The sequence below is a fragment of the Actinomycetospora rhizophila genome (assembly GCF_042657905.1).
Lineage (GTDB): Bacteria > Actinomycetota > Actinomycetes > Mycobacteriales > Pseudonocardiaceae > Actinomycetospora > Actinomycetospora rhizophila.
The window spans coordinates 186,008-209,921 of record NZ_JBHSKG010000009.1 but is presented as its reverse complement, the minus strand read 5'-3'; the positions used below and the strand labels follow the sequence as shown (position 1 = coordinate 209,921).

Here is a 23,914-nt window from a genome sequence, read left to right as displayed (position 1 = left end):
TTGGGCGGGTCGCCCCCGGGGTACCCGGTGTCAGATCGGCTGCGCCGGACGGCCAGCGAGCGCCGGGCAGCGGCCCGGCACGCCGGTGACCTGCGCAGACCGGCCGTTCGTCGGCTCAGGGGGTGACACAGGTCGCCGCCGACAGCGCGATCGCGACCCCTCGGCGCCGCGGGGGCTCGATCGTCCACAACCGCCGTCCGGCGCAGGCATGCTGGGCCGGACAGTCGGACTCATCACGGGCCCGACACGGGAGGTGTGTTCGATGACTCTGGCGGAGCCGCGCGTGACGTCTGCCCCCGTGGCCGACCTCGGCGCCGGCAACGGCCCGGAGTGGATCGACGGCTGGCTCGCCGCACACGCCGGGGACGTGGTGGGCTGGCGCCGGGCGCTGCACGCCCGGCCCGAGCTGGCCCGACGCGAGTTCGAGACCACCCGGCTCTGCGCCGAGGTGCTCACCGCCGCGGGCCTGGCGCCCCGGCTGCTGCCCGGCACCGGTCTGGTCTGCGACATCGGCCACGGGCCCCGCACGGTGGCCCTGCGCGCCGACCTCGACGCCCTGCCGCTCACCGAGCACACCGACGCGTCGTACGCCTCCCGCGTGCCCGGCGTCGCGCACATGTGCGGTCACGATGCGCACACGGCGATGCTGCTGGGCGCCGGCCTCGCGCTGGCCGCCGCGCCGTCGCTGCCCGGCCGGGTGCGGCTGATCTTCCAGCCCGCCGAGGAGGTGCAGCCCGGCGGCGCGCTCGACGTCATCGCCGCCGACGGGCTCGACGGTGTCGACCGCATCTTCGCGCTGCACTGCGACCCGCGCCTCGAGGTCGGCAAGGTCGGCACCCGCACCGGGGCGATCACCTCGGCGTGCGACATGCTCGAGCTGCGCCTGACCTCGCCGGGCGGGCACACCTCGCGCCCGCACCTCACCGCCGACCTCGTGCACGCGCTGGGCACCGTCATCACCGGCCTGCCCGACCTGCTCTCGCGCCGGGTCGACCCCCGCTCGGGCACCGTGCTCGTGTGGGGCACCGTCCAGGCCGGCCACGCGGCGAACGCGGTGCCCCAGCAGGGGATGCTCGCCGGCACCCTGCGCACGGCCGAGCACGCGACGTGGAACGATCTCGAGCCGCTGGTGCGCTCGCTGGTCACGGCGCTGCTCGCCCCCACCGGCGTCGGGTACGTCCTCGAGCACCGCCGCGGCGTGCCGCCGGTGGTCAACGACGCCGTGTCGGCCGACCTGCTCGCCCGCGCCGCGGAGCGCGCGGGCGGCCCGGCCGCCGCGGTCGACACCGCGCAGTCCAGCGGCGGCGAGGACTTCGGCTGGTACCTCGAGCACGTGCCGGGCGCGATGGGCCGGCTCGGCGTCTGGTCGGGGGTCGGTGAGATGTCCGACATCCACCAGCCCACGTTCGACCTCGACGAGCGTGCGCTGCCCGTCGGCGTGCGGACGCTGGTGCACGCTGCGCTCGCCTCGCTCGGCGGCTGACGACAGGATCGGGCGGCACGGAGCCTGCGGAGCTGCCGCGCCGGAGGCGGTATGCCGTCGCACGCCGTCGGGCCCGTCGGGCACGATGGCGCCCGTGAGCGATGCGACGGTGACCGCCACGGACGCGCCGGCCCCCGAGGGCGGACCCGCGGGCGAAGCGTCCCCTGTGTCCACTCCCGTGCTGCCCCCGGTCACGCGGCGCATCGCCGACGAGCTCGGGGTCGCCGAGGGCCGGGTGTCGGCCGCGGTCGAGCTGCTCGACGGCGGGGCCACCGTCCCGTTCGTCGCGCGCTACCGCAAGGAGGCCACCGGCGGGCTCGACGACGCGCAGCTGCGCACGCTCGAGGAGCGCCTGACCTACCTGCGCGAGCTCGAGGAGCGCCGCGCCGCCGTGCTCGAGTCGGTGCGCTCGCAGGGCAAGCTCGACGGCGAGCTCGAGGCGCGCATCCTGGGCGCGGAGACCAAGAGCCGCCTCGAGGACGTCTACCTGCCCTTCAAGCCCAAGCGGCGCACCAAGGCCGCGATCGCCCGCGAGGCGGGGCTCGAGCCGCTGGCCGACGCGCTGCTCACCGACCCGACGCACATCCCGCGCACCGCCGCGGGCGCCTACGTCGACCCCGACCACGGCGTGCCCGACCGTGACGCCGCCCTCGAGGGCGCCCGCGCGATCCTCGTCGAGCGCTGGGCCGAGGACGCCGACCTCGTCGGCGAGCTGCGCGAGCAGATGTGGCGCCGCGGGCGGCTCACCGCCACCTACCGCGAGGGCCGGGGCGGCGAGGGCGACACCGCGGCGGCGAAGTTCTCCGACTACGGCGCCTTCGACGAGAAGTTCACCCGCCTGCCCTCCCACCGGATCCTCGCCGTGCTGCGCGGCGAGACCGAGGAGGTCCTCGCGCTCACCCTCGACCCGCTGGCCGCCGACGACGACGAGAGCGCCATCAACGAGGTGTACCTCGCGCGCATCGCGAACGCGGTGGGCGTCGCCGACCGGGGGCGTCCCGCCGACCGCTGGCTGGGCGAGGCCGTGCGCTGGGCCTGGCGCACGCGCATCCTGTCCCGCCTGGTCGTCGACCTGCGGGTGCGCCTGCGCGAGGTCGCCGAGGAGGGCGCGGTGCTGGTGTTCGCCGGCAACCTGCGCGACCTCCTGCTGGCCGCCCCCGCCGGGGCGCGCCCGACGATGGGCCTCGACCCGGGGCTGCGCACCGGCGTGAAGGTCGCGGTGATCGACGGCACCGGCAAGGTCGTCGCCACCGACACCATCCACCCGCACGTCCCGCGCCGGCAGTGGGAGGCCTCTCGCACCCGCCTCGGCGAGCTGGCGCGCGAGCACGGCGTCGAGCTCGTCGCCATCGGCAACGGCACGGCCTCGCGCGAGACCCACGCGCTGGTCCGCGACCTCATCGCCCGCGAGCCCGGGCTCGGGCTCACCGCGGCGGTCGTGTCCGAGGCCGGCGCGTCCGTGTACTCCGCCTCCGAGCAGGCCTCCGCCGAGCTGCCCGACCTCGACGTGTCGCTGCGCGGCGCGGTGTCGATCGCCCGGCGCCTGCAGGACCCGCTGGCCGAGCTCGTCAAGATCGACCCCAAGTCGATCGGGGTCGGCCAGTACCAGCACGACATCGCCGGGACGGCCCTGTCGCGCTCGCTCGACGCGGTCGTCGAGGACTGCGTGAACGCGGTCGGCGTCGACGTCAACACCGCGTCGGCCCCGCTGCTGCGCCGCGTGTCGGGCATCAGCGCCGGGCTCGCGACCACGATCGTCGGCTACCGCGACGAGCACGGCCCGTTCGCGTCGCGCACCGCGCTGCGCGAGGTGCCGCGCCTGGGCGCCAAGGCCTTCGAGCAGAGCGCGGGCTTCCTGCGCATTCCCGGCGCCGACGACCCGCTCGACCGCTCGGCGGTGCACCCCGAGTCGTACCCGGTGGTGCACCGGATCGTGGAGTCCACCCACACCGACGTCGAGGGCCTCGTCGGCAACAGCGCGGTGCTGGCCGGGCTCGACCCGGACGCCTTCACCGACGAGCGCTTCGGGCGCCCGACGGTGATCGACATCATCGCCGAGCTCGACAAGCCGGGCCGCGACCCGCGCCCCGAGTTCACCACCGCGGAGTTCGCCGAGGGCGTCGAGCAGATCACCGACCTGACGCCGGGCATGGTCCTCGAGGGCCAGGTCACCAACGTGGCCGCGTTCGGCGCGTTCGTCGACGTCGGTGTGCACCAGGACGGCCTCGTGCACATCTCGGCGATGTCCAAGGACTTCGTCTCCGACCCCCGCGCGGTGGTCGGGCCGGGCGACGTCGTGCGCGTGCGGGTCCTGGACGTCGACGTGGAGCGCAAGCGGATCTCGCTGACGCTGCGGCTCGACGAGGAGGACACCGCGGGCGCCGGGCCGCGCGAGGGAGGACGGGCCGGCGGCCGCGGCGGGCGCGGGCGCGGCGGCCGGGGACGCGGCCCGAAGCAGGGGACGCCGAGCGAGGCCCCGGCGGCGGCCCCCGCGGCGGCGCCGGCGGCCGAGACGCCGCCGGCCGAGACCGGCGAGCGCCAGGGCGGGCGCGGTGGCCGTGGCGGGCGCGGGCGTGGCGGGCGTCCCGGGGAGGGCCAGGGACAGCGTGGCCAGGGACAGCGCGGCGAGGGCCAGGGCGGCCGCGGCGGCGGTCGTGGCGGACGCCCCCAGGACGGCGGCGAGCGCCAGGGCGGCGGACGTGGTCAGGACAAGCGTGGTCAGGACAAGCGCGGTCAGGACAAGCGCGGGGGCCAGGGCGGCCAGGGCGGTCGTCCGCAGGGCAACCGCGACCGGCGTCCCGCGCCCACCAACGACGCGATGGCCGAGGCGCTGCGCCGGGCGGGCTACCAGAGCTGAGCTCTCACGACGGCGACCCGTGTCCCCGGGACACGGGTCGCCGTCCGGGGCTCACAGCTCCGAGCCCGGCCCCGGCCCGACGGAGCGGCAGGGCCGCTCGCGCAGGGACTGCACGTAGTCGTCGGGCGCGCCGGCGGCCTCGGCGGCGTCGGAGAGCACGCCGATGTAGCGCGCCGAGGGCAGCCCGCCCTCGTAGGCGTCGAGGACGTAGACCCACGCGAGCTGCGGCCCGTCCATCGTCTGGATGCGCAGGCGCAGCTTCTTGTGCATCCCCAGCTCGCCGCCCTCCCAGCGGTCGAGCTGGTCGACGTCGAGCGGGCTGACGTCGTAGAGCACGACGAACACCCGCGACGACGGGTCCTCGACGACGGTGGACAGGGCCCCCTCGAGCCCGAAGTCCTCGCCGCCGAAGGTCAGGCGCCAGCCCTCGAGCCAGCCCGTGCCCGACATGGGCGAGTGGGGAGCCCGTTGCATCATCTGTGCGGGGTCCATGTTGGATCCGTACGCGGCGTAGAGCGGCACGGCGGACAGGGTAGCCAGGAGGAGCGGGCGTGGGCCCGGGCCCGCGCCCGGCGGTGCCCGGAACGCGATCGGCACGCGTGCGTCGTCCCCGTCGTGGACGATGGAGGACGACGACACAGGAGGGAACCACCACCATGACCCGCATCGTCATCCTCGGCGGAGGACCGGCGGGGTACGAGGCGGCGCTGGTCGCCGCCCAGCACGAGGCCGACGTCACGGTCGTCGAGCAGGACAGCCTCGGCGGCAACTGCGTGGCGTACGACTGCGTGCCGTCCAAGACCTTCATCGCCTCGGCCGGCGTCCGGGCCGGCTTCCGGCACACCGCCGACATGGGCGTCGACGTCGACGACCCGCGGGTCGACCTGCCGCGCGTCAACGGCCGCGTCCGCGGGCTCGCCCTCGCCCAGTCGGCCGACGTGCACGCGACGCTGCAGTCGGCAGGGGTGCGCGTCGTCCAGGCGCGCGCCTGGTTCAAGGAGAGCGACCGCAGCAGCGCCACCCACGACGTGTGCATCGCCCACCCCGACGGCAGCACCGAGACCGTCACCGCCGACGTCGCCCTCATCGCGACCGGCGCCTCCCCGCGCGTGCTGCCCGACGCCCAGCCCGACGGCGAGCGCATCCTCACCTGGCGCCAGATCTACGACCTGGAGACGCTGCCCGAGCACCTCGTGGTCATCGGGTCCGGTGTCACCGGGGCCGAGTTCGTGTCCGCATACGCCGAGCTCGGCGTCCCCGTGACGCTGATCTCCAGCCGCGACCGGGTGCTCCCGCACGAGGACCCCGACGCCGCGGCGACGCTCGAGGAGGTCTTCACCGAGCGCGGGGTGCGCATCGAGCCGCGCTCGCGCGCCGAGAAGGTGGTGGCCACCTCCGACGGCGTGCGCGTCACGCTCACCGACGGTCGCGACGTCGAGGGCTCGCACGCGCTGATGACCGTGGGGTCGGTGCCCAACACCGGCGACCTCGGCGCCGGGAACATCGGTCTGGCGCTGCAGGACAGCGGGCACATCGCGGTCGACCGCGTCTCGCGCACCGACGTCCCCGGCGTCTACGCCGCCGGCGACTGCACCGGGCTGCTCCCCCTCGCCTCGGTCGCGGCGATGCAGGGCCGCATCGCCATGTGGCACGCGCTGGGCGAGGGCGTGTCCCCGCTGCGGCTCAAGACGGTCGCCTCGGCGGTGTTCACCCGCCCCGAGGTGGCGACGGTCGGCATCAGCCACGCGCAGGTCGAGAGCGGCGAGTTCTCGGCCCGCGAGGTGATCATGCCGCTGGGCACCAACCCGCGCGCGAAGATGTCGGGGCTCCGCGAGGGCTTCGTGAAGATCTTCTGCCGGCCGGCGACGGGCGTCGTCATCGGCGGGGTGGTCGTGGCGCCGGTGGCCAGCGAGCTCATCCTCCCGCTGGCCATGGCGGTGCAGAACAACCTGACCGTCGGCGACCTCGCCCACACGTTCTCGATCTACCCGTCGCTGTCCGGGTCGGTCACCGAGGCCGGGCGGCGGCTGATGCAGCACGACGACCTGGACTGACCTGGACTGAGGGCGCCTACCCCGTCATCTGCACCCGGTCGCGCAGGGCACGGCGACCGCGGATGCCGAGCTTCCCGTAGACGTTGCGCAGGTGGTACTCGACGGTCTTCGCCGAGACGAACAGCTCGGCGGCGATCTCGGGGTTGGTCCAGCCGCGCCCGACGAGGCCGGCGATCTCGCGCTCGCGGTCGGACAGGGCGTCGGTCCAGCGGCCGGGGTCCTCGGCGGGGTCGCTGCCGGGGTCGCTGCCGGGGTCGCCGCCCGCGAGCTCCCCGTCGAGGCGGGCCCGGTCGAGGAAGGGCCGGGCGCCGAGGCGCGCGAAGGTGCGGCAGGCCTGGGCGAGCACCGCGCGCCCGACGGCGGGCTCGCCGACGCGCAGCATCAGGCACCCGTAGGCGTGCCGCAGCCGCGCCCGGTACCAGCCCGGCTCGCCGCCCTCGGCGGGGACCGCCAGCCCGTCCTCGAACAGGCGGCAGGCGAGCGTGACGTCCCCGCGGGCCGCGGCGAGGCGCCCGCCGACCCAGGCCCGCGCCACCGGCAGGCAGCTGCCCCGCACCGGCACGCGCGCCAGCTCGTCGAGCGAGCGCTGCGCCTCGTCCCACCACCCGAGGTCGATCTGGCTGTCGGCGATCGCGGGCAGCCACCACCCCGACAGCAGCCGGACGCGGTCGGCCTCGATGGCCCCGGGCGTCAGCGGGCTCAGGGCGGCGACCACCTCGGCGGGCCGTCCGGCGGCCTGCGCGATCGCGCCCCGGGCGAGGGCGAGGTGGACGCGCGGGCCCAGGAAGTCGGCGCCCTCGGCGTGCTCGGCGGCCGCCGCCAGGTCCGCCCGCGCCGCCTCCTCCTCGCCGCGCCCGGCGTGCAGGATCGCCGACAACGACCGCAGCGCGGCGTGGTCGAAGCTGCGCCCGTACTGGTCGGCGCCGGCGCGGGCGACCTCGAGCGCGCGGCCGGCCGCGTCCCACTCGCCGAGGAGGTAGTGGCACCACACGAGGTGCAGGTCGGCGGCCATCCCGAGGAACCGGGTGAACGGCGTGTGCCGGCGGGCGGCGACGGTGAGGTCGGCGACGGCGGGGTCGAGGCGACCGAGCAGGCCCGTGAGGATGCCGCGCTGGATGAGGGCCGGGAGCTGGGGCGGCGCGGCGTCGACGGGGCCCGCGGGCAGGAACGCCAGCTGGTCGAGGCCGGCCGGGGCGCCGTCGGTCAGCGCCGTCCCGGCGGCGAGGAAGGCGCGCGCGACCGCGCAGAGCCGGGGGAGGTCGGGCCGGTCGTGCAGGGCCCGGCGCGCGGCGGCCGTGGCGGCCTCGCCGGAGCCGAGCTGGGAGTGCACGTAGGCGAGCTCGACGTCGATGCGCGCCCGGAGCTCCGAGCCCGCGGGCGCCTCGTCGCGCGCCGCGAGCAGCAGGTCGCGCGCCGACGCCACCTCGTCGCGGGCGAACGCGAGCAGCCCGCGGATCTCCGTGCGTGCCGCCGAGTCGGGCAGGCACTCGATCGCCGCGGTGTGCTGCAGTGCGTCGCCCTCGCGCGCGGCGTAGACCAGCAGGCGCACCGCGTCGATCAGCCGCCGCCCGGCCAGGGCGTCGTCGTCGCTGCACTCCGACGCCCACTCCAGGTACTCCGCGGCGGGCACGAGGTCGCCCCGCGCGATCGCGTCCTGCGCGGCGGCGTCGAGCCCGTCGGCGAGGGCGCGGTCCGGGCCGTTCGTGGCGCCGACGAGGTGGCGCCAGCGCGCGCTCCCGCCGGTCAGGTCGGCGGCCGCGCGGTGCAGCGCGCGGCGGCGGGCCGCCGGCGTGCCGGTGTAGACCGCGTCGCGCAGCAGGGGGGAGGGGAACGCCAGGTGCTCGCCGGTCTCGTCGGCCTGCCGGACCGCGAGCCCCGCCTCCACGAGCGGCGTGGCGCACGCGGGGGCGTCGGGGCCGGTCAGCGCCGTGAGGTCGGTGAGCGAGGCCGGCTCGGCGAGCACCGCCATCGCCTCGAGCACCCCGCGCGGCGCGGCGGGGAGGGCGTCGAGGCGGGCGCGCAGGGCCGCGGTGAGCGTGCCCGGCGGCCGGGCGCGGCCGAGCCGGTAGCGCTCGGGGAGGTCCGACTCGGCGAGCACCGCGTGGACGTGCAGCGGGTTGCCCGCGGTCTCCTCGTGCAGGCGCCGCACCGTCCACGCCGTGCCCCGGCGCCCCGCCGCGCGCGTGAGGTCGTCGACGTCGGCGACGGTCAGCCCGTCCAGGTGCAGGCGGACCGCGTCGTCGCCCCACCCGCCGGCCGCGCCGACGAGGTCGAGCCAGCCGTCGGGGCGGTCGCGGCCGGTGAGCACCGCGAGCACGCGCAGCGGGGTCAGCCGGCGCAGGAGCAGCCGCAGCACCCCCAGCGACTCGGGGTCGGCGCGGTCGAGGTCGTCGACGACGAACAGGACCGGGCCGCGGCGGTCGAGGTCCTCCAGCGCCGCGAGCAGCGCGGTGCCGAGCAGGAGGGGGACCTCGGCGCTGCTCGCCCCGCCCGCCGCCCCCAGGCAGCGCGCCAGCACGGCGCCGGGCGGAGCCGCGCCGGCGCCGGGGGCCCGGGTGCGGACGAGGGTGAAGTCGGCGAGCCGCGCGGCGAGCCGGTCGACGAGCTCGGACTTGCCGACGCCGGGGGCGCCGTCGAGCAGCACCACGGTCGCGGCGCCGCCCCGCACGCGCTCGGCCAGCGCGTCGAGGCGCGCGATCTCGTCGCCGCGCCCGACGACCCCCGTTCCCCCCACCCCGCGATCGTCGCGTGTCGGCCCCGCCCGGGACCAGAGGATCTCAGGACTAGGGGATCTGCCTGGGGCACGCCCGGGCGGCGACGCCGAACCTGGAGCTCGTCGCCCGGACGGCGGGAGACAGGCGGTGGACGGACCCCGGGTCCGTGGGCGCCGGCGCGGCGCGCCCCCTCGGCGCCGCGTGCCGCCGTCCGGGCGACCCCGGCACGGGAGGGACCCCATGATCACGATCGTCGACCCGGTCGCGACCGGTCGCGAGCTCTCCGCGTCGTTCGTCGAGCGCGGGGTCCTCCCGCTGCACCTCTACCAGCGCCGGTGCGCGCCGGCCTTCGAGGCCGACACCCACCCGCACACCCTGCTCGTCGACGACCCGCGCGAGGCGCTCGGCGACCTGGCCGCCCGCGGGGTCACCGCGGTCGTGGCCGGCAGCCGCGGCGCCGTCGACGCGGCCGACGCCCTGTGCCACGCGCTCGGCCTGCCCCACCACGACGCGGCGACCGCGCCGGCCCGCAGCGACGACGGCGCCCGGGACGACGCCCTGCGCGCGGCCGGGCTGCCGGTGGCCCTGCCGGTGTCACGGGGCCGCACCGAGGGGCCGGTGTTCGTCGTGACCACCGTCAGCGCGGGCGGACGCCACGCGCTCGGCGACCTGCAGGCCGTGCGCGTCGACCGCCTCGCCGACGGGCCCGTCGAGCGGCACTCGGTGCTGATCCGCCGGGCCTCGCCGGTGCACATCGCCGCCGTCGCGCACGTCAGCCACTGCCTGGACGCCCTCGGCGTGCGGGAGGGGGCGGCCCACACCACGGTCCGGATGACCACCGACGGGCCGCGCCTCGTCGGCTTCGCCCCCACGCTCACCACGGCGTCGCAGGACCCCGCGCTGCACCGTCCCGCCCTGGGCTACAGCCACGCCGACCTCACCGCCGAGCGGTTCGCCGACCCGGCGGCGTTCGCGCTGCGGTTCACCGACCCCTACCGGCCCGACGCGTCGATCGCGACCGTCCCGCTCCACGTCCCGACCGACGGGATGGTTACCGACCGCCCCGGGCTCGCCGCGCTGCGCGCGCTGCCGGGCTTCCACCGCGCCGAGGGGCTGCTGGAGGTCGGTGACCCCGTACGACAGCACGGCCCCGCCGGGACGGCGTATCTCCGCCATCCCGACGAGGCCGTGCTGCGGCGGTCACTGAGGCGGCTGCACCACCTCGAGGACCGGGGCGAGCTCTACGCCCTGGCCCCTACGCCCAGTCGAACGTGCGGGTGACCGCCTTCTTCCACTCCGCGTAGGTCTCGTCGCGCAGCTTCTCGTCCATCGACGGCGACCAGACCTTGTCCTGCGCCCAGTTGTCGCGGATGTCCTGCTCGGAGTCCCAGAAGCCCACCGCGAGGCCCGCGGCGTACGCGGCGCCGAGGGCCGTGGTCTCCGAGACGACCGGGCGGATGACGTCCACGCCGAGCAGGTCGGCCTGGAACTGCATGAGGACCTCGTTGCCGACCATGCCGCCGTCGACCTTGAGCGCGGTCAGCGGCACGCCCGAGTCGGCGTTCATGGCGTCGATGACCTCGCGGGTCTGGAACGCCGTGGCCTCCAGCACCGCGCGGGCGATGTGGCCCTTGTTGACGTACCGGGTCAGACCCACGATCACGCCGCGGGCGTCGGAGCGCCAGTACGGGGCGAACAGGCCCGAGAACGCCGGGACGATGTAGGCGCCGCCGTTGTCGTCGACCGACTTCGCGAGGGTCTCGACCTCCGGTGCCGACGAGATCATCCCGAGGTTGTCGCGCAGCCACTGCACCAGCGAGCCGGTGACCGCGATCGACCCCTCGAGCGCGTACACCTGCGGCGCGTCCCCGATCTTGTAGCAGACCGTGGTGAGCAGGCCGTTCTTCGACTCGACCTTCTCCGTGCCCGTGTTGAGCAGCACGAAGTTGCCGGTGCCGTAGGTGTTCTTGGCCTCGCCGACGCTCAGGCAGGCCTGGCCGAAGGTAGCGGCCTGCTGGTCGCCGAGGATGCCGGACACCGGCACGTCGGCGAACGTGCCGCGGGCGCGGATCGGCCCGTAGGTCTCCGACGACGACCGGATCTCCGGCAGCATCGCCATCGGGACCCCGATCTCCTCGCAGAGCTGCGGGTCCCACTCGAGGGTGTCGATGTTCATGAGCAGGGTGCGGGAGGCGTTGGTCGGGTCGGTGACGTGCAGCCCGCCCTCGTTGCCCCCGGTGGCGTTCCACAGCACCCAGGTGTCCATCGTCCCGAACGCGAGCTCGCCGCGCTCGGCCCGCTCGCGGGCGCCCTCGACGTTGTCGAGGATCCAGCGGGCCTTGGGGCCGGCGAAGTAGGTGGCCAGCGGCAGCCCGGTCTTCGTCCGGTAGCGCTCGGCGCCACCGCCGAGCGCCCCCAGCTCGTCGCAGATCGCCTGGGTGCGGGTGTCCTGCCAGACGATCGCGTTGTGGATCGGCTCGCCGGTCGCCTTGTCCCAGATGACGGTGGTCTCGCGCTGGTTGGTGATGCCGACCGCCGCGACCTGGTCGGCGTTGATGTCGGCGCGGGCCAGGGCGCCGCCGCAGACCTGGCGGGTGTTGCCCCAGATCTCCGCGGCGTCGTGCTCGACCCACCCCGCCCGCGGGAAGATCTGCTGGTGCTCGAGCTGGTCGACGGCGACCACGTGGCCGGAGTGGTCGAAGATCATGCACCGGGTCGACGTCGTGCCCTGGTCGATCGCGGCGACGTACTGCGTCATGCCTGTACTCCTGGCGATGTCGGGAAACGGTGTCCGGGAGGTGTCGGGTGGCCGTCGCCCCGCGCCGGGGCGACGGTCCCGTCAGCCCGTCTTGACGGGCGCGACGATCGCGACGAGCGCCGCCAGCACGGCCCCGACCAGCGGAGCGATGACGGGCACCCAGGAGTAGCCCCAGTCGGGCCGGCCCTTGCCGCGGATCGGCAGCACCGCGTACGCGATGCGCGGCCCGAGGTCACGGGCCGGGTTGATGGCGTAGCCGGTCGACCCACCGAGCGCCTGGCCGATGCCCATGACGACCGCGGCCGCCGCACCGTAGATCGCCGGGCTGCTGCCGTAGGGGTTGACCAGCAGGAACAGCACCAGGGCGAACGTCGCGATGAGCTCGGTGACGAAGTTCCAGGCCGGCTTCTTGATCGGCGGATTGGTCGAGAAGATGTTCAGCGTGCCCGAGTTGTCCTCGTTGGCGTCGAACTGCAGCTTGTAGACGAGCCACGCGAGGACGGCGCCGACGAAGGCGCCCAGGAACTGGCCGATGAGATAGAACGGCACCTGGCCCCACGGCGTGCCGCCGTTGATGGCACTGGCCAGGGTGACTGCCGGGTTGATCGCGCCGCCCGAGGCGTCCGCGATGCTCGCCCCGGCGAACACGCCGAAGCCCCAGCCAAAGGTGATCAGCACCCACGACGCGGTGTCCCCGTCGGCATTGGTGCGGGTGAGCAGCACGTTGGCCACCACGCCACAGCCGAAGAGGAGCAGCACCATGGTGCCGAGGAACTCCGAGAGAATGATGCTTCCAGCGCCCACGAGGACTCCTGTCGACGGCGACCCGGCCCCTGCGACACGCTCGTCCGGTGATCCCCCCGCCGGGTCCTGGGCGCGCGTGATCGCGAACGTTAGTGGCGACGCTCACCGCCTGTCCATGATCCTGACGGATCTCGGGGGTGGCGGGGTGGATCCACGGGCATCCGGAGACCGGGACGGAGCAAGCGGCTGCCCCGCGTGCTCGGTGTGAGGGTCGGCGTTACCGCGTTAGCGTGAGCGGTAGCGCCCTCGGGACGCCGGACGCGGCAGGACCGGCACGCTGTGGTGACGAAGGACGAGACGAGAGGGGCTGGACGTGGGCGCAGCGCACGACGGGGGAGCGGCACAGGCCGAGGCGCTCGACGCGGCGGCCGAGCCGGCGCGACTGGGGCCAGCGTCGCGGGACGAGGCATGGGAGCGGCTCGCCTCGGAGAAGTTCGACGTCGTCGTGGTGGGCGGCGGCGTGGTCGGCACGGGCGCGGCGCTGGACGCGGCCACCCGGGGCCTGAAGGTCGCCCTCGTGGAGGCGCGCGACCTCGGCTCGGGGACGTCGAGCCGGTCGTCGAAGCTCTTCCACGGCGGGCTGCGCTACCTCGAGCAGCTCGACTTCGGGCTGGTCCGCGAGGCGCTGCGCGAGCGCGAGCTCAACCTGACGCGCCTCGCCCCGCACCTCATCAAGCCGGTCAGCTTCCTCTACCCGCTGACCAAGCACTGGGAGCGTCCCTACGTCACCGCCGGCGTGACGCTCTACGACACGATGGGCGGCAAGAGCTCGCTGCCCCACCAGAAGCAGCTCACGCGCTCCGGCGCGCTGCGCATGGCGCCGGCGCTCAAGCGCAGCGCCCTGGTCGGGGCCATCCGCTACTACGACGCCCAGGCCGACGACGCCCGCCACACCATGATGGTGGGGCGCACCGCGGCCCAGTACGGCGCGGTGGTCCGCACCTCCACCCAGGTCGTCGACTTCCTCCACGAGGTCGACCGGGTCGCCGGCGTGCGCGTCCGCGACGTCGAGTCCGGGCGCGAGACCGAGGTCCGCGCGTCGGTGGTCGTCAACTGCACCGGCGTCTGGACCGACCAGATGCAGCACGCCGCCGGCACCCGCGGGCGCTTCCGGGTCAAGGCGTCGAAGGGCGTGCACTTCCTCGTGGCGCGCGACAAGATCCCGTCGGACACCGGCATGATCCTGCGCACCGAGAAGTCGGTGCTCTTCGTCATCCCGTGGCGCAACCACTGGATCGTCGGCACCACCGACACCGACTGGAACCTCGACCTGGCCCACCCCGCGGCCACCCGCAAGGACCTCGACTACCTGCTCGAGCACGTCAACTCGGTGCTGGTCACGCCGCTGACCCACGACGACATCGAGGGCGTGTACGCGGGGCTGCGCCCGCTGCTCGCCGGCGAGAGCGAGGAGACCTCGAAGCTCTCCCGCGAGCACGCCGTCTCCCGCGTCATGCCGGGACTCGTCGCCATCGCGGGCGGCAAGTACACGACCTACCGGGTGATGGCCGCCGACGCGATCGACGCCGCGTCCGAGGACATCCCGACCCGCGTGGCGCCCTCGGTCACCGACCGGGTGCCGCTCGTCGGCGCCGACGGCTACTTCGCGCTGGTCAACCAGTCCGAGCAGCTGGGCCAGCGCCACGGGCTGCACCCGCACCGGGTGCGCCACCTGCTCGACCGCTACGGCTCGCTGCTGCACGGCCTGCTCGCCATGGCCGACGACGACCCGTCGCTGCTCGAGCCGGTGCCCGCCTCGCCGGACTACCTGCGCGTCGAGATCGCCTACGCGGTGGCCTACGAGGGCGCCCTGCACCTCGACGACGTCCTCACCCGGCGCACCCGCATCTCGATCGAGTACGCCCACCGCGGCGTCGACTCGGCCGAGGCCGTGGGCGCGCAGATGGCGCCGCTGCTGGGCTGGACCGACGAGCAGCGCGACCTCGAGGTCAGCTCCTACATCGAGCGCGTGCAGGCCGAGCGCCAGTCGCAGTCGGTCGACACCGACATCGAGGCCGACAAGCTCCGCGTCGCCGCGCCCGACCCGCGCGCCCCGCGGCTCGCGGCGCTCGGCACGGGCTGAGACGGGCCCTCCCGGGGGAGCGAGGGCGTCCCTGACTGCGTGGGACGCAGCGGGGGACGCCCTCGCACCCGGACGGGCGGGCAGGGACGCCGGACGCCCGGCACTGGTCGCGGGCGGAGCCGGGCGGTGGACTCGGGGACATGACGACCCCGGTCCCCGCGGTGACGCTGCTCGCCGGCGTGCTCTCGGCCCTGCTCGCGGGGCTCTACCTGGCGTTCTCGCTGGCGGTGATGCCGTCGCTGGCGCGGCTGCCCGACCCTGTGCTGGTGTCGGTCATGCGGGCGGTCAACCGGGTCATCGTGCGGCCCGGGTTCGTCGTGCTGTTCCTCGGCGCCCCGCTGGTCGCCGTGGCGGCGGTGGTGCTGGCGCGGGTGGCGGGTGCGCCCGTGATCGCCGCGGTGGTCGGGGCGGTGCTGCAGATCGCGTCCCTGGTGGTCACGGCCGTCGTGAACATCCCGCTGAACACCGCCCTCGACCGCGCCGACCCGGGCGACGCCGGTGACGTCGCCCGGGCCCGCGAGGCGTTCGAGCGTCCTTGGGTGCGCGCGCACGGCGTGCGCACCGCGGTCACCGTCCTCGGGGCCGTGGCCCTCCTGGCGGCGCCGCTGCTGTGAGGCGTCAGCGGCCCGCGACCGGGCTGGAGGGGGCGGACGGGGTGGTGTCGGTGTCCGCCGGCGCCTCGTCCCCGCTCGCGACGGCGTCGGGGGCTGGCTTGCGCCGCACCATGAACGACACCGCGACGGCGATCAGCCCGATGACGCCGGCGGCCATGAACGCGAGCCGCAGGCCGTCCGCGTCGGGCGTGCCCCCGGCGGTCGCCGACCCGATGGCCGCGATCGTCACGAACCCCGCCGTGCCGGCCGCGCCCGCGACCTGCTGCAGCGTGGTGAGGATCGCGCTGCCGTGCGAGTACAGGTTCTCCGGCAGCACCGCGAGGCCCTCGGTGAGCAGCGGCGTCATCATCAGGCCGAGCGACACCATGAGCAGGATGTGCACCGCGACGACCATCCACAGCGCCGCCCCGGCGCCGAGCGCCGCGAGCAGCCACATGGACGTCGCCAGCCCGATCGCGCCGGGGATGACCAGCGGGCGCGCGCCGACACGGTCGAACAACCGGCCCACCGGACGCCCCATGAACCCGAGCACGAGGCCGCCGGGCAGCACCGCGAGTCCCGTGGTCGCGGCGCTCACGCCGAGCACGTTCTGCAGGTAGATCGGCAGCAGGATCGCCCCGGCGCCGAGCAGCGACATGAACAGCAGGGCCGAGAGCACGATCGCGACGACGAACTGCCGGTGGCTGAACGGCCGCAGGTCGAGCAGCGCCGACTCGCTGCGCTGGAGCTGCATCTGGCGCAGGACGAACGTCAGCAGCGCGACGGCGCCGACGACCAGCGCGGCCCACGGCGGGATCGCGCCGCTGCCGCCGTGACCCAGCGTCGAGAGCCCGTAGACGATGCCGCCGAAGGCGAAGAACGACAGGACCACCGACAGCAGGTCGAGCGGCGTCCGGCGCGTCTCGCTGTCGAGCCGGAAGAGCACGACCCCGACCAGCAGCGCGGCCACCGACAGCGGCAGCACGCTCCAGAACATCCAGCGCCAGTCGAGCGTCGAGAGGATCAGCCCGCCGATCGTCGGGCCGATCGCGGGGGCCACGGCGATGACGATCGAGATCGTGCCCATCGTGGCGCCGCGGCGGTCGGCCGGGATCAGCCGCATGACCGAGGTCATGAGCAGCGGGATCATCACCGCGGTGCCCGACGCCTGCACGATGCGGCCGGCGAAGAGCATCGGGAAGCCCGGCGACAGCGCGCAGACGAGCGTGCCGAGGCTGAACAGCGTCATCGCGGCCAGGAACACCTGGCGCGGGGTGAAGCGGTTGAGGATGTAGCCCGTGGTCGGGATGACCACGCCCATCGTCAGCAGGAACCCGCTGGTCAGCCACTGCACCGTCGTGGCGGACACCCCGAGGTCGCCGGTGAGGTGCGGCAGCGCCACGCTGAGGATGGTCTCGTTGAGGATCATCACGAAGGCCGAGACGACCAGCGTCATGATGATCACCATGGGCCGCGTGGGCGCACCCTGGCCGGTTCCGGACGGGCCGGTCATCGTTCCCCCTCGTGGCGGCGGCCGTGACGGTCACGGGCCGGTCTCCAGAGCATCACACGCCCCCCTGACAGGCGAACGGGTTTCGCTCACGGGTGACCGGACACGCACCGGCCGACGAGGACGCCAACGCCCGGTCGGGGGTCCCTGTTCCCGGTCGTGACGCATCGCGCCGGGCGCAGCCCTCTCAGCGTTCGTGGCGGTGGGAGATGACGGCCACGCCGGCGATCACGATCGGCACGAGGATGAAGATCCACGGGAAGCGGCCGCCGCTGACTGCGAAGAGCAGCGCGGCGACCGCCGGCGTCAGCAGCGAGATCAGCCCGGCGTGCCGGGCGATCGTCGCGCCGGTGGGGGCGACGAGCTCGGGGAGCTCGGGCATCTCCGGTGCGGCGGGCGTGCCGGTGACGCGCCGGCCCGCCGCCGGGGCCTGCGGCGCCGGGAGGTCGGGGTGCGGCTCGGGGAGGTCGGTGAACAGCGCCTCGAGCTCGGCGCGCGACGTCGCCCGTGACGCGGTGGAGCAGCGCTCGGCGTGCTCGCCGCGCTCGAGGCGCCCGGCGCGGCGGTGCGCGTCGAGCGCCTCCATCGCGAGCTCCCGCTCGTGCGCCCCGACCTCCATGCCCCCAGTATGCGCGGCCTAGCTCGCGTCGGGGATCTCGCAGATCACCGCGCCCTGGTTGACGCTCGCGCCCGCATCGAGGGTCAGCCCGGTGACGACGCCGTCCTTGTGGGCGGTGACCGGGTTCTCCATCTTCATGGCCTCGACGACCACGACGAGGTCGCCCGCGGACACGGTGTCGCCCTCGGAGACGGCGACCTTCACCACGGTGCCCTGCATCGGCGCGGTGATCGCGTCGCCGGAGACCTTCGCCCCGCCGCCCGAGCGCTGGCGCTTCTTCTTGGGCGCCGCGGCGCGCGCGCCGCCCCCGCCACCACCGATCGCGAGGTCGCCCGGGAGGGAGACCTCGAGGCGCTTGCCGCCGACCTCGACGACCACGGTCTGGCGCGGTGCGGCCTCCTCGTCGTCCGGCGCGGGCTCGGCCGCGTACGGCTCGATCTGGTTGTCGAACTCGGTCTCGATCCAGCGCGTGTGCACGAGGAACGACTCGGCGCCGTCGGGGGCGACGAACGCGGGGTCGCGCAGGACGGCCTTGTGGAACGGGATGACGGTGGGCAGGCCCTCGACGACCAGCTCCTCCAGCGCGCGCTTCGAGCGCGCGATGGCCTGCTCGCGGTCCTCACCGGTGACGATCAGCTTGCCGACCATCGAGTCGAACTGCCCGCCGATGACCGTGCCGGTCTCGACGCCGGAGTCGACGCGCACGCCCGGGCCGTCGGGGGCGACGAAGCGGGTGACGGTGCCGGGGGCGGGCAGGAAGCCGCGGCCCGCGTCCTCGCCGTTGATCCGGTACTCGATCGCGTGGCCGCGCGGCTCGGGGTCGGCGGAGAACCGCAGGTGCTGGCCCGCGGCGATGCGGAACTGCTCGAGCACGAGGTCGATCCCGCTGGTCTCCTCGGAGACGGGGTGCTCGACCTGCAGGCGGGTGTTGACCTCGAGGAACGAGATCGTGCCGTCCTCGCCGACCAGGAACTCGACCGTGCCGGCGCCGGAGTAGCCGGCCTCGACGCAGATGTCGCGCGCCGAGGTGTGGATGCGCTTGCGCTGCTCGTCGGTCAGGAACGGCGCGGGCGCCTCCTCGACCAGCTTCTGGTGGCGGCGCTGCAGCGAGCAGTCGCGGGTGCCGACGACGATGCAGTTGCCGTGCTGGTCGGCCAGGACCTGGGCCTCGACGTGGCGGGGGCGGTCGAGGTAGCGCTCCACGAACGACTCGCCGCGCCCGAACGCGGACACCGCCTCGCGCACCGCGGCGTCGAACATCTCGGCGATCTCGTCGCGCTCGCGGGCGACGCGCATGCCGCGCCCGCCGCCGCCGAACGCGGCCTTGATGGCGACCGGGAGCCCGTGCTCGTCGGCGAAGGCGATGACCTCGTCGGCGTCCGCGACCGGGTCCTTGGTGCCCGGCACCAGCGGCGCGCCCGAGCGCTCGGCGATCTTGCGGGCGGTGACCTTGTCGCCGAGGTCGCGGATCGCCTGCGGACCCGGCCCGATCCAGATCAGCCCGGCGTCGATGACGGCCTGGGCGAAATCGGCGTTCTCCGAGAGGAACCCGTAGCCCGGGTGCACGGCGTTGGCGCCGGAGTCGCGCGCCGCCTTCAGCAGCTTCTCGATGTCCAGGTAGGACTCGGCGGCGGTCTCCCCGCCCAGCGCGAAGGCCTGGTCGGCGAGGCGCACGTGCGGTGCGTCGCGGTCCGGGTCGGCGTAGACCGCGACGCTCGCGAGGCCGGCGTCGGCGCACGCGCGCACCACGCGGACCGCGATCTCGCCACGGTTCGCCACCAGGACGGTGTGCAGCGGGTCGAACCCCGTCGGGGCGGACGCGGCCATCGGTTGACCTCCTGGGGGCGACGCTGAACCGGGGGCGGTCGGGGCAGTGTAGGGGCGGCCGGACGGGTGCCCGGTCGGGTCACTCTCTCGTACTCGACGCGCGGACGGCGCGGGCGCGGGCGTGGCCATGACCACACACCGACCCGAGGGTCCCACGCACCGTGACCGCTCGCCCGGCTGCGCCTCACCCGACGGACGCGGCTACGGTCGGCGACCGATGCAGCCTTGGTGGTGGCGGTCGGTGGCCGCGTGCGCGTCCGTGCTGGTGCTCGCCGGCCTCGTCGCGGTGATCGCCGGCGCGGTGGGGGCCGACCGGGCGACCGCCCTGCGCGCGGCCGGCGAGGACGTCGCGGCGGTGGAGCAGCCCTCGCCCGCGGCGGCCACGCCGACGGCGCCCGGGCCGGCGCCCGGGCCTGCTCCTGACGCGGCGGAGCCCGATCGGGGGCCCGACCGCGTGCCCGACGCCGTCACCGCCACCACGGTGGCCGTGCTCCCGGGCTGGCGGGTCGTGCCGACCCAGGACGTCGTCGAGATCCCGGCGGGCCGCTTCGAGGACGCCACGATCCTGCGGCGCGGCGCGGACGCGGTCGTGCTGGTCGGGGTCGCCGACCCCGCGCGCGTGCCCTCCCAGCCCGAGCCGAGGCCGTCGGCGGCGCTCGACGCGGAGGCGCGGCGCCTGGCCGACGCCTACGTCGAGCAGCTCGCCCCCGGCGCGGACACCGCCGCGCTCACCGACGACGGCGAGGAGATCGCGGACCTGCCGACGCGGACCTCGGTGCGCCGGATCGAGGGCGGCGCGCTCGACGGGGCACTGGTGCGCGTGAGCACGATCGCGGCGCCCGGCCGCACCCTGGCCGTGCTCGCCGTCGTCCGGCCCTCGCCGACCGTCGGCGCCGACGGGGACGCCGCGGACGCGGTGGTGCGCTCGCTGCGGCTCGACCCGGCCTGAGCGGGGTCAGCCCGCCCAGAGGGCGTCGATGCCGACGCCGATCTCCTCGAGCAGGCGGCGGGTCAGTGGCAGGCTCAGGCCGACGACGTTCGACGGGTCGCCCTCGATGCCCTCGACGAACCAGCCGCCCCGGCCGTCGAGGGTGAACGCGCCGGCGACGGCCAGCGGCTCGCCGCTCGCGAGGTAGGCCTCGAGCTCGGCGGTCGTCGGCTTCGCGAACGCGACGGCCGTCCTGGCGTGCCCGGCGACCTCGCGGCCCACGGCGCCGCCGACGATCTCGACGAGCGCGTGGCCCGTGAACAGCTCCGCGGTGCGCCCGGCCATCTGGTCCCAGCGCCCGCGCGCGGCGTCGACGGTGCCGGGCTTGCCGACCATCTCGCCCTCGAGGTGCAGCATCGAGTCGGCGCCGACGACGACGCCGTCCGGGACCGCCGCGGCGACCCGGGCGGCCACGGTCCGGGCCTTGGCCAGCGCGAGGGCGGACACCCGGTCGATCGGGGAGGCCTCCTCGCCCAGCTCGGCGAGGAGGGCGTCCTCGTCGACGTCGGAGACCTCGACGAGGGGTTCGACCCCGGCGGCCCGCAGGACGGCCAGGCGGGCGGGGGACGCGGACGCGAGCACCAGACGCACGGGGCGGCACACTACGTCGGTGGCTCCGGACCCACCCGACGGGCGACCCCCGCGAGGATCGAGAGGTGAGTGGGGCTCTCGAACCCGCGCCACCGGCCGACGTCGACGCCCCCGGGCTCGACGAGCTCGAAGCCCGCGAACAGGGCGGTGATCTCCTCGCGGGAGCGCAGGTGGCCGCCCTGCGGGGTGCGTGCGCGAGCACCACGGGGTCGTCGTCGACGTAGCCGACCCGCGCGTCGGGGTGGGTGCGGCGCGCCACCTCGTGCACGGTCGGCGCGGTCGGGATCCCGGTGCCGATGTCGACGAACTGGCGGATGCCGGCGTCGGCGAGATGCTCCACGGCGCGCACCAGGAACGCGCGGTTGTTGCGGGCGAGCTGGCGCTGGTCGGGGTGGCTCGCGATCACCGCCTCGGCGGCCTCGCGGTCGGCGGCGAAGTTGTCCTGCCCGCCGAGGTAGTAGTCGTACATCCGGGCGGGTGAGGGCACGTCGCTGTCGAACCCCTCGGTCACCGCCGGCCCCCGCGCACGGCGCCACGCTATCCGCGGCGTGCCCGGGGACCGGCGCGAGACGCGCGGGGTCGCTCAGAAGGGCGGGTCGTCCGTTCCCGGATCCTTCGCGGGCCGGGGTGGGGGTCTGCTGGGTGGGGCGGGGTAGGGGCCGTGGATCCAGACGGGGTCGTCGGTGGCGAACTCGTGGGGTGTGGTGCGGGAGCCGTGGCCTCCGGGTGCGGGGTCGGGGATGTCGGGCGCGACCGGTCGGGGTGGGCGGTCGTAGGTGTGGCCGGTGGGGCTGGTCCAGACGAACCGGCCGGGGGCGGGCTGGGCGAGGCGCCAGCCGGCGTCGTGCTTGAGGCGGTGGTCGTGGCGGCAGGCGGCGCCGAGGTTGGGCGCGAGGGTGGCGCCGCCGTGGGTGACCGCGCGGGTGTGGTCGATGTCGGTGACCAGCGCCGAGGCGCGGCAGGGCGGGAACACGCACGTGCGGTCGCGGGTGCGGATGAAGCGGGCCAGCGCGGCGTGCGGGAAGCGCCGGTGGGCGTCGTCGGGGCTCGATGACGGGCCCGTCCAGGCCCGGAACCGGGCACGCAGATCTGCGAGCACCCCGGTCCACGCGGCGGGCTCACGGAGACGCTTCAGCTCGGTCTCGGTGATGCGGAGCTCGAGGACCGGGCGGGCCGCGGGCGCGGTCTGCTCCGGGGTGGTCGCGTAGCCGTCAGGGCGTCGGCGGGTGACCAGCGCGGCGATCAGGTGGCCATGGTCGTCGGTGACCGCGACCCGCCAGTCGGCGTGGCAGAGCTGGCGGGCGAACCCGCGGGCGAAGGGGGCGTGCACGACGCCGTAGCCGGGCAAGGTGCCGGGCTTCTCGTCGTGGCCGAGCAGGGTCAGCAGCCCGACCCGCATCTCGATCCCCGCCCGCCGCGACGCGGTCACCCGCGCACCCGCCGCCGGCGACCCTGGCTCGTCGGGCTCGGGTGCGTCGGGCTCGGGTGCGTCGGGCTCGGGTGCCTCGGGCTCGGGCGGCTCGCCCGGCGCGGAGTCGTCGGGCCCAGGGCTGTCGGGCTCGCGGTCGTCCGCGCTGGTGTCGCCGCCGGGGCCGGGGCCGCGGGCGCCGACGTGGCGCGGGGTCACGCGCCCGCGGGGGTCGGCGGGGTCGGCGTGCGCGACCACGTGGGCGACCAGGGTGTCGTCGTCCCACCCGTGGGGGCGGGGGTGCAGCAGCGTGAGGTACACATCGGCGCGAATGGTGTCGAGCAGCCCCGGATGCCCGGCGGCCTTGGCCCGCAGCGCCAGGGTCTCCACGTGCGCCACCGACAACGCCCCGGCATCCAGCGGCAGATCCAGCCCGGACAGGTTGACCGTGCCGGACTCGGTGCGCCGGGCCCGCACCCGGCGTTGGCGGCGCGCCCGCTCGTAGAGCTTCGCGGCCCAGTCGGGGTCGAGACCGGTCGCGACCTGCTGGAGGCGCTCGATCAGCCCGGACAGCGTCAACCCGGCCGCTCCGGGCAGCACCGCCAGCACCGCCGCGCGGGCGTGCTCGGCCGACAGCGAGGCGGTCCAGGTGACACAGATGCGCACCCGGTCGGTGTCGAGGTGCCCGGCGTCCCAGGCCGCCCACAGCTCGGGGATCGCCGCGATCGCGGTGTCGGCGTGGTCGAGCAACTTGGCCACCCGGGTGCGGGACTCGACCAGCAGGGCCCGCAGCTCGTCGGTGGCGAACTCCCCGAGCTCGCCGAACCCCGCCCGGCGCCCGCCGGGACGGTCGGGGTCGGCCAGGGCGACCTCGCGGGCCGCGAGCGCGAACCGGGCCTCGTGGTGGGAGAGCTGACGGCGCCACGCCCCGGCCAGGGTCACCACGTCGTGCGGGGACACCGCGCGCGGGTCGACCTGCTCCAACAGGGCGCCCAGCGCCGCGCCGGGAGGGGTCGTGGCGACACCCTCCGGCAACGATGCGAACACCTGTTCGAACACGACACCAGGCTAGCGCCCACCTCCGACAACGACGGCCGCGTCACTCGCCGGCCGCCCCGGTCGCCAGCTCCACGACCACGTCGAGGTGACCCAGGTGCCGGGCGTACTCCTGCACGAGGTGCAGCAGGATGCGCTCCAGCGTCGCCGGCGGCGCCCCACGCCATCGGGGCCCGGGCTGCCCGACCTCCTCGAGCGCGTGCGCGGCGACGACCGCGCGGCTCCGCTCGCCCTGCGCCCGCAGCTCCGCGACGACGTCCTCGAGGCCCGCGCCGTCGGGCACCGCCCACCGGCCGTCGCGCTCGTCGGCCCACGGGTCGTCGATCGCGGCGCCGAGGAAGCCCCACTCGAGCCAGCGCCGCTCGACGTGGCGCAGGTGGTGCGCCAGCTCCAGCGGCGACCACCCCGACGGCACCCCGGACCGGGTCGTCCCGGCGGCGGGGAGTTCGCGGAGCTTCTCCACCACGCGCTCGCGGAAGAAGTCGAGGTAGCCGACGAGGACGTCGCCGCGGTCGCCGCGGGCGTCGGTGGGCTCGGGGAACTCAGACGGCATCGCGCCGTACCGGCAG

General features: G+C 75.5%; 18 protein-coding genes and 1 pseudogene. 7 read left to right on the top strand and 12 right to left on the bottom strand.

Features of this window, described 5'->3' with window-relative positions; genetic code table 11:
* Positions 1-262 precede the first annotated feature (262 nt).
* Together ACFPK1_RS18420 and ACFPK1_RS18415 are read left to right on the top strand one after the other, a co-directional pair.
* On the top strand, positions 263-1,483 hold the full coding sequence (locus ACFPK1_RS18420) for an amidohydrolase (RefSeq protein WP_378022385.1): 1,221 nt from the start codon (positions 263-265) through the stop codon (positions 1,481-1,483).
* 166 nt (positions 1,484-1,649) lie between these two features.
* Positions 1,650-4,340 carry a Tex family protein gene (locus ACFPK1_RS18415; protein WP_378022421.1) on the top strand — a complete coding sequence of 897 codons (2,691 nt, stop codon included), beginning with the start codon at positions 1,650-1,652 and terminating at the stop codon, positions 4,338-4,340.
* 51 nt (positions 4,341-4,391) lie between these two features.
* Here ACFPK1_RS18415 and ACFPK1_RS18410 read toward each other — a convergent pair whose 3' ends face one another.
* Complete coding sequence (locus ACFPK1_RS18410; protein ID WP_378022384.1) at positions 4,392-4,862, bottom strand: gamma-glutamylcyclotransferase family protein; 471 nt, start codon at positions 4,860-4,862, stop codon at positions 4,392-4,394.
* A 134-nt stretch (positions 4,863-4,996) separates the two neighbouring features.
* Between ACFPK1_RS18410 and ACFPK1_RS18405 the strand changes: the two genes are divergently transcribed.
* Entirely contained in the window at positions 4,997-6,394 is a 1,398-nt protein-coding gene (locus ACFPK1_RS18405) for an NAD(P)H-quinone dehydrogenase (RefSeq protein WP_378022383.1), read from the top strand.
* A gap of 16 nt (positions 6,395-6,410) precedes the next feature.
* On the opposite strand, the gene ACFPK1_RS18400 is transcribed toward ACFPK1_RS18405, so the two are convergent.
* The gene (locus ACFPK1_RS18400) at positions 6,411-9,128 is read right to left on the bottom strand and encodes a helix-turn-helix transcriptional regulator (RefSeq protein WP_378022382.1); all 2,718 of its coding nucleotides are present in this window, start codon (positions 9,126-9,128) and stop codon (positions 6,411-6,413) included.
* 220 nt (positions 9,129-9,348) lie between these two features.
* On the opposite strand from ACFPK1_RS18400, the gene ACFPK1_RS18395 reads away from it, so the two are divergent.
* Entirely contained in the window at positions 9,349-10,389 is a 1,041-nt protein-coding gene (locus ACFPK1_RS18395) for a hypothetical protein (RefSeq protein ID WP_378022381.1), read from the top strand.
* Here ACFPK1_RS18395 and glpK read toward each other — a convergent pair.
* Both glpK and ACFPK1_RS18385 read right to left on the bottom strand, forming a co-directional pair.
* The gene (glpK, locus tag ACFPK1_RS18390) at positions 10,364-11,866 is read right to left on the bottom strand and encodes a glycerol kinase GlpK (protein ID WP_378022380.1); all 1,503 of its coding nucleotides are present in this window, start codon (positions 11,864-11,866) and stop codon (positions 10,364-10,366) included. The genes ACFPK1_RS18395 and glpK overlap by 26 nt on opposite strands.
* Positions 11,867-11,947: 81 nt before the next feature.
* A complete protein-coding gene (locus tag ACFPK1_RS18385) occupies positions 11,948-12,670 on the bottom strand; it encodes an MIP/aquaporin family protein (RefSeq protein WP_378022379.1) in 723 nt (240 codons plus the stop codon).
* A 382-nt stretch (positions 12,671-13,052) separates the two neighbouring features.
* Between ACFPK1_RS18385 and ACFPK1_RS18380 the strand changes: the two genes are divergently transcribed.
* Together ACFPK1_RS18380 and ACFPK1_RS18375 are read left to right on the top strand one after the other, a co-directional pair.
* Complete coding sequence (locus tag ACFPK1_RS18380; protein WP_378022420.1) at positions 13,053-14,753, top strand: glycerol-3-phosphate dehydrogenase/oxidase; 1,701 nt, start codon at positions 13,053-13,055, stop codon at positions 14,751-14,753.
* Between the two features lie 140 nt (positions 14,754-14,893).
* The gene (locus ACFPK1_RS18375) at positions 14,894-15,367 is read left to right on the top strand and encodes an anthrone oxygenase family protein (RefSeq protein ID WP_378022378.1); all 474 of its coding nucleotides are present in this window, start codon (positions 14,894-14,896) and stop codon (positions 15,365-15,367) included.
* 4 nt (positions 15,368-15,371) lie between these two features.
* Here ACFPK1_RS18375 and ACFPK1_RS18370 read toward each other — a convergent pair whose 3' ends face one another.
* The 3 genes from ACFPK1_RS18370 to ACFPK1_RS18360 form a co-directional block, all read right to left on the bottom strand.
* Positions 15,372-16,802, bottom strand: coding sequence for an MDR family MFS transporter (locus ACFPK1_RS18370; protein WP_378022377.1), 1,431 nt, complete (start codon positions 16,800-16,802; stop codon positions 15,372-15,374).
* Positions 16,803-17,043: 241 nt separating this feature from the next.
* Positions 17,044-17,475 (bottom strand): DUF1707 SHOCT-like domain-containing protein, encoded by a 432-nt coding sequence (locus ACFPK1_RS18365; protein WP_378022376.1) that lies wholly within the window; start codon positions 17,473-17,475, stop codon positions 17,044-17,046.
* A gap of 18 nt (positions 17,476-17,493) precedes the next feature.
* Positions 17,494-19,302: an acetyl/propionyl/methylcrotonyl-CoA carboxylase subunit alpha gene (locus tag ACFPK1_RS18360; RefSeq protein WP_378022375.1), complete on the bottom strand. Its 1,809-nt coding sequence runs from the start codon at positions 19,300-19,302 to the stop codon at positions 17,494-17,496.
* Between the two features lie 217 nt (positions 19,303-19,519).
* Between ACFPK1_RS18360 and ACFPK1_RS18355 the strand changes: the two genes are divergently transcribed.
* Positions 19,520-20,251, top strand: coding sequence for a hypothetical protein (locus tag ACFPK1_RS18355; RefSeq protein WP_378022374.1), 732 nt, complete (start codon positions 19,520-19,522; stop codon positions 20,249-20,251).
* A 6-nt stretch (positions 20,252-20,257) separates the two neighbouring features.
* Here the strand turns inward: ACFPK1_RS18355 and ACFPK1_RS18350 are convergent, their stop codons facing one another.
* The 5 genes and pseudogenes from ACFPK1_RS18350 to ACFPK1_RS18330 all read right to left on the bottom strand — a co-directional run bounded on the left by ACFPK1_RS18350 (position 20,258) and on the right by ACFPK1_RS18330 (position 23,898).
* Complete coding sequence (locus tag ACFPK1_RS18350; protein WP_378022373.1) at positions 20,258-20,881, bottom strand: Maf family protein; 624 nt, start codon at positions 20,879-20,881, stop codon at positions 20,258-20,260.
* Positions 20,882-20,892: 11 nt separating this feature from the next.
* Positions 20,893-21,051 carry an SAM-dependent methyltransferase gene (locus ACFPK1_RS18345; RefSeq protein ID WP_378022419.1) on the bottom strand — a complete coding sequence of 53 codons (159 nt, stop codon included), beginning with the start codon at positions 21,049-21,051 and terminating at the stop codon, positions 20,893-20,895.
* Between the two features lie 77 nt (positions 21,052-21,128).
* A pseudogene (locus tag ACFPK1_RS18340) lies at positions 21,129-21,350 on the bottom strand (SAM-dependent methyltransferase); the annotation flags it as partial.
* Positions 21,351-21,464: 114 nt separating this feature from the next.
* Positions 21,465-23,348: a hypothetical protein gene (locus tag ACFPK1_RS18335; protein ID WP_378022372.1), complete on the bottom strand. Its 1,884-nt coding sequence runs from the start codon at positions 23,346-23,348 to the stop codon at positions 21,465-21,467.
* 40 nt (positions 23,349-23,388) lie between these two features.
* A complete protein-coding gene (locus ACFPK1_RS18330; protein ID WP_378022371.1) occupies positions 23,389-23,898 on the bottom strand; it encodes a mycothiol transferase in 510 nt (169 codons plus the stop codon).
* Positions 23,899-23,914 lie beyond the last annotated feature (16 nt).

What these genes read in the sequence shown, in the direction of transcription:
- ACFPK1_RS18420 (WP_378022385.1), top strand. Translation starts at nt 263, where the DNA reads ATGACTCTGGCGGAGCCGCGCGTGACGTCTGCCCCCGTGGCCGACCTC.
- ACFPK1_RS18405 (WP_378022383.1), top strand. Translation starts at nt 4,997, where the DNA reads ATGACCCGCATCGTCATCCTCGGCGGAGGACCGGCGGGGTACGAGGCG.
- ACFPK1_RS18395 (WP_378022381.1), top strand. Translation starts at nt 9,349, where the DNA reads ATGATCACGATCGTCGACCCGGTCGCGACCGGTCGCGAGCTCTCCGCG.
- glpK (WP_378022380.1), bottom strand. Translation starts at nt 11,866, where the DNA reads ATGACGCAGTACGTCGCCGCGATCGACCAGGGCACGACGTCGACCCGG.
- ACFPK1_RS18375 (WP_378022378.1), top strand. Translation starts at nt 14,894, where the DNA reads ATGACGACCCCGGTCCCCGCGGTGACGCTGCTCGCCGGCGTGCTCTCG.
- ACFPK1_RS18370 (WP_378022377.1), bottom strand. Translation starts at nt 16,802, where the DNA reads ATGACGCTGGTCGTCTCGGCCTTCGTGATGATCCTCAACGAGACCATC.
- ACFPK1_RS18365 (WP_378022376.1), bottom strand. Translation starts at nt 17,475, where the DNA reads ATGGAGGTCGGGGCGCACGAGCGGGAGCTCGCGATGGAGGCGCTCGAC.
- ACFPK1_RS18360 (WP_378022375.1), bottom strand. Translation starts at nt 19,302, where the DNA reads ATGGCCGCGTCCGCCCCGACGGGGTTCGACCCGCTGCACACCGTCCTG.
- ACFPK1_RS18355 (WP_378022374.1), top strand. Translation starts at nt 19,520, where the DNA reads ATGCAGCCTTGGTGGTGGCGGTCGGTGGCCGCGTGCGCGTCCGTGCTG.
- ACFPK1_RS18330 (WP_378022371.1), bottom strand. Translation starts at nt 23,898, where the DNA reads ATGCCGTCTGAGTTCCCCGAGCCCACCGACGCCCGCGGCGACCGCGGC.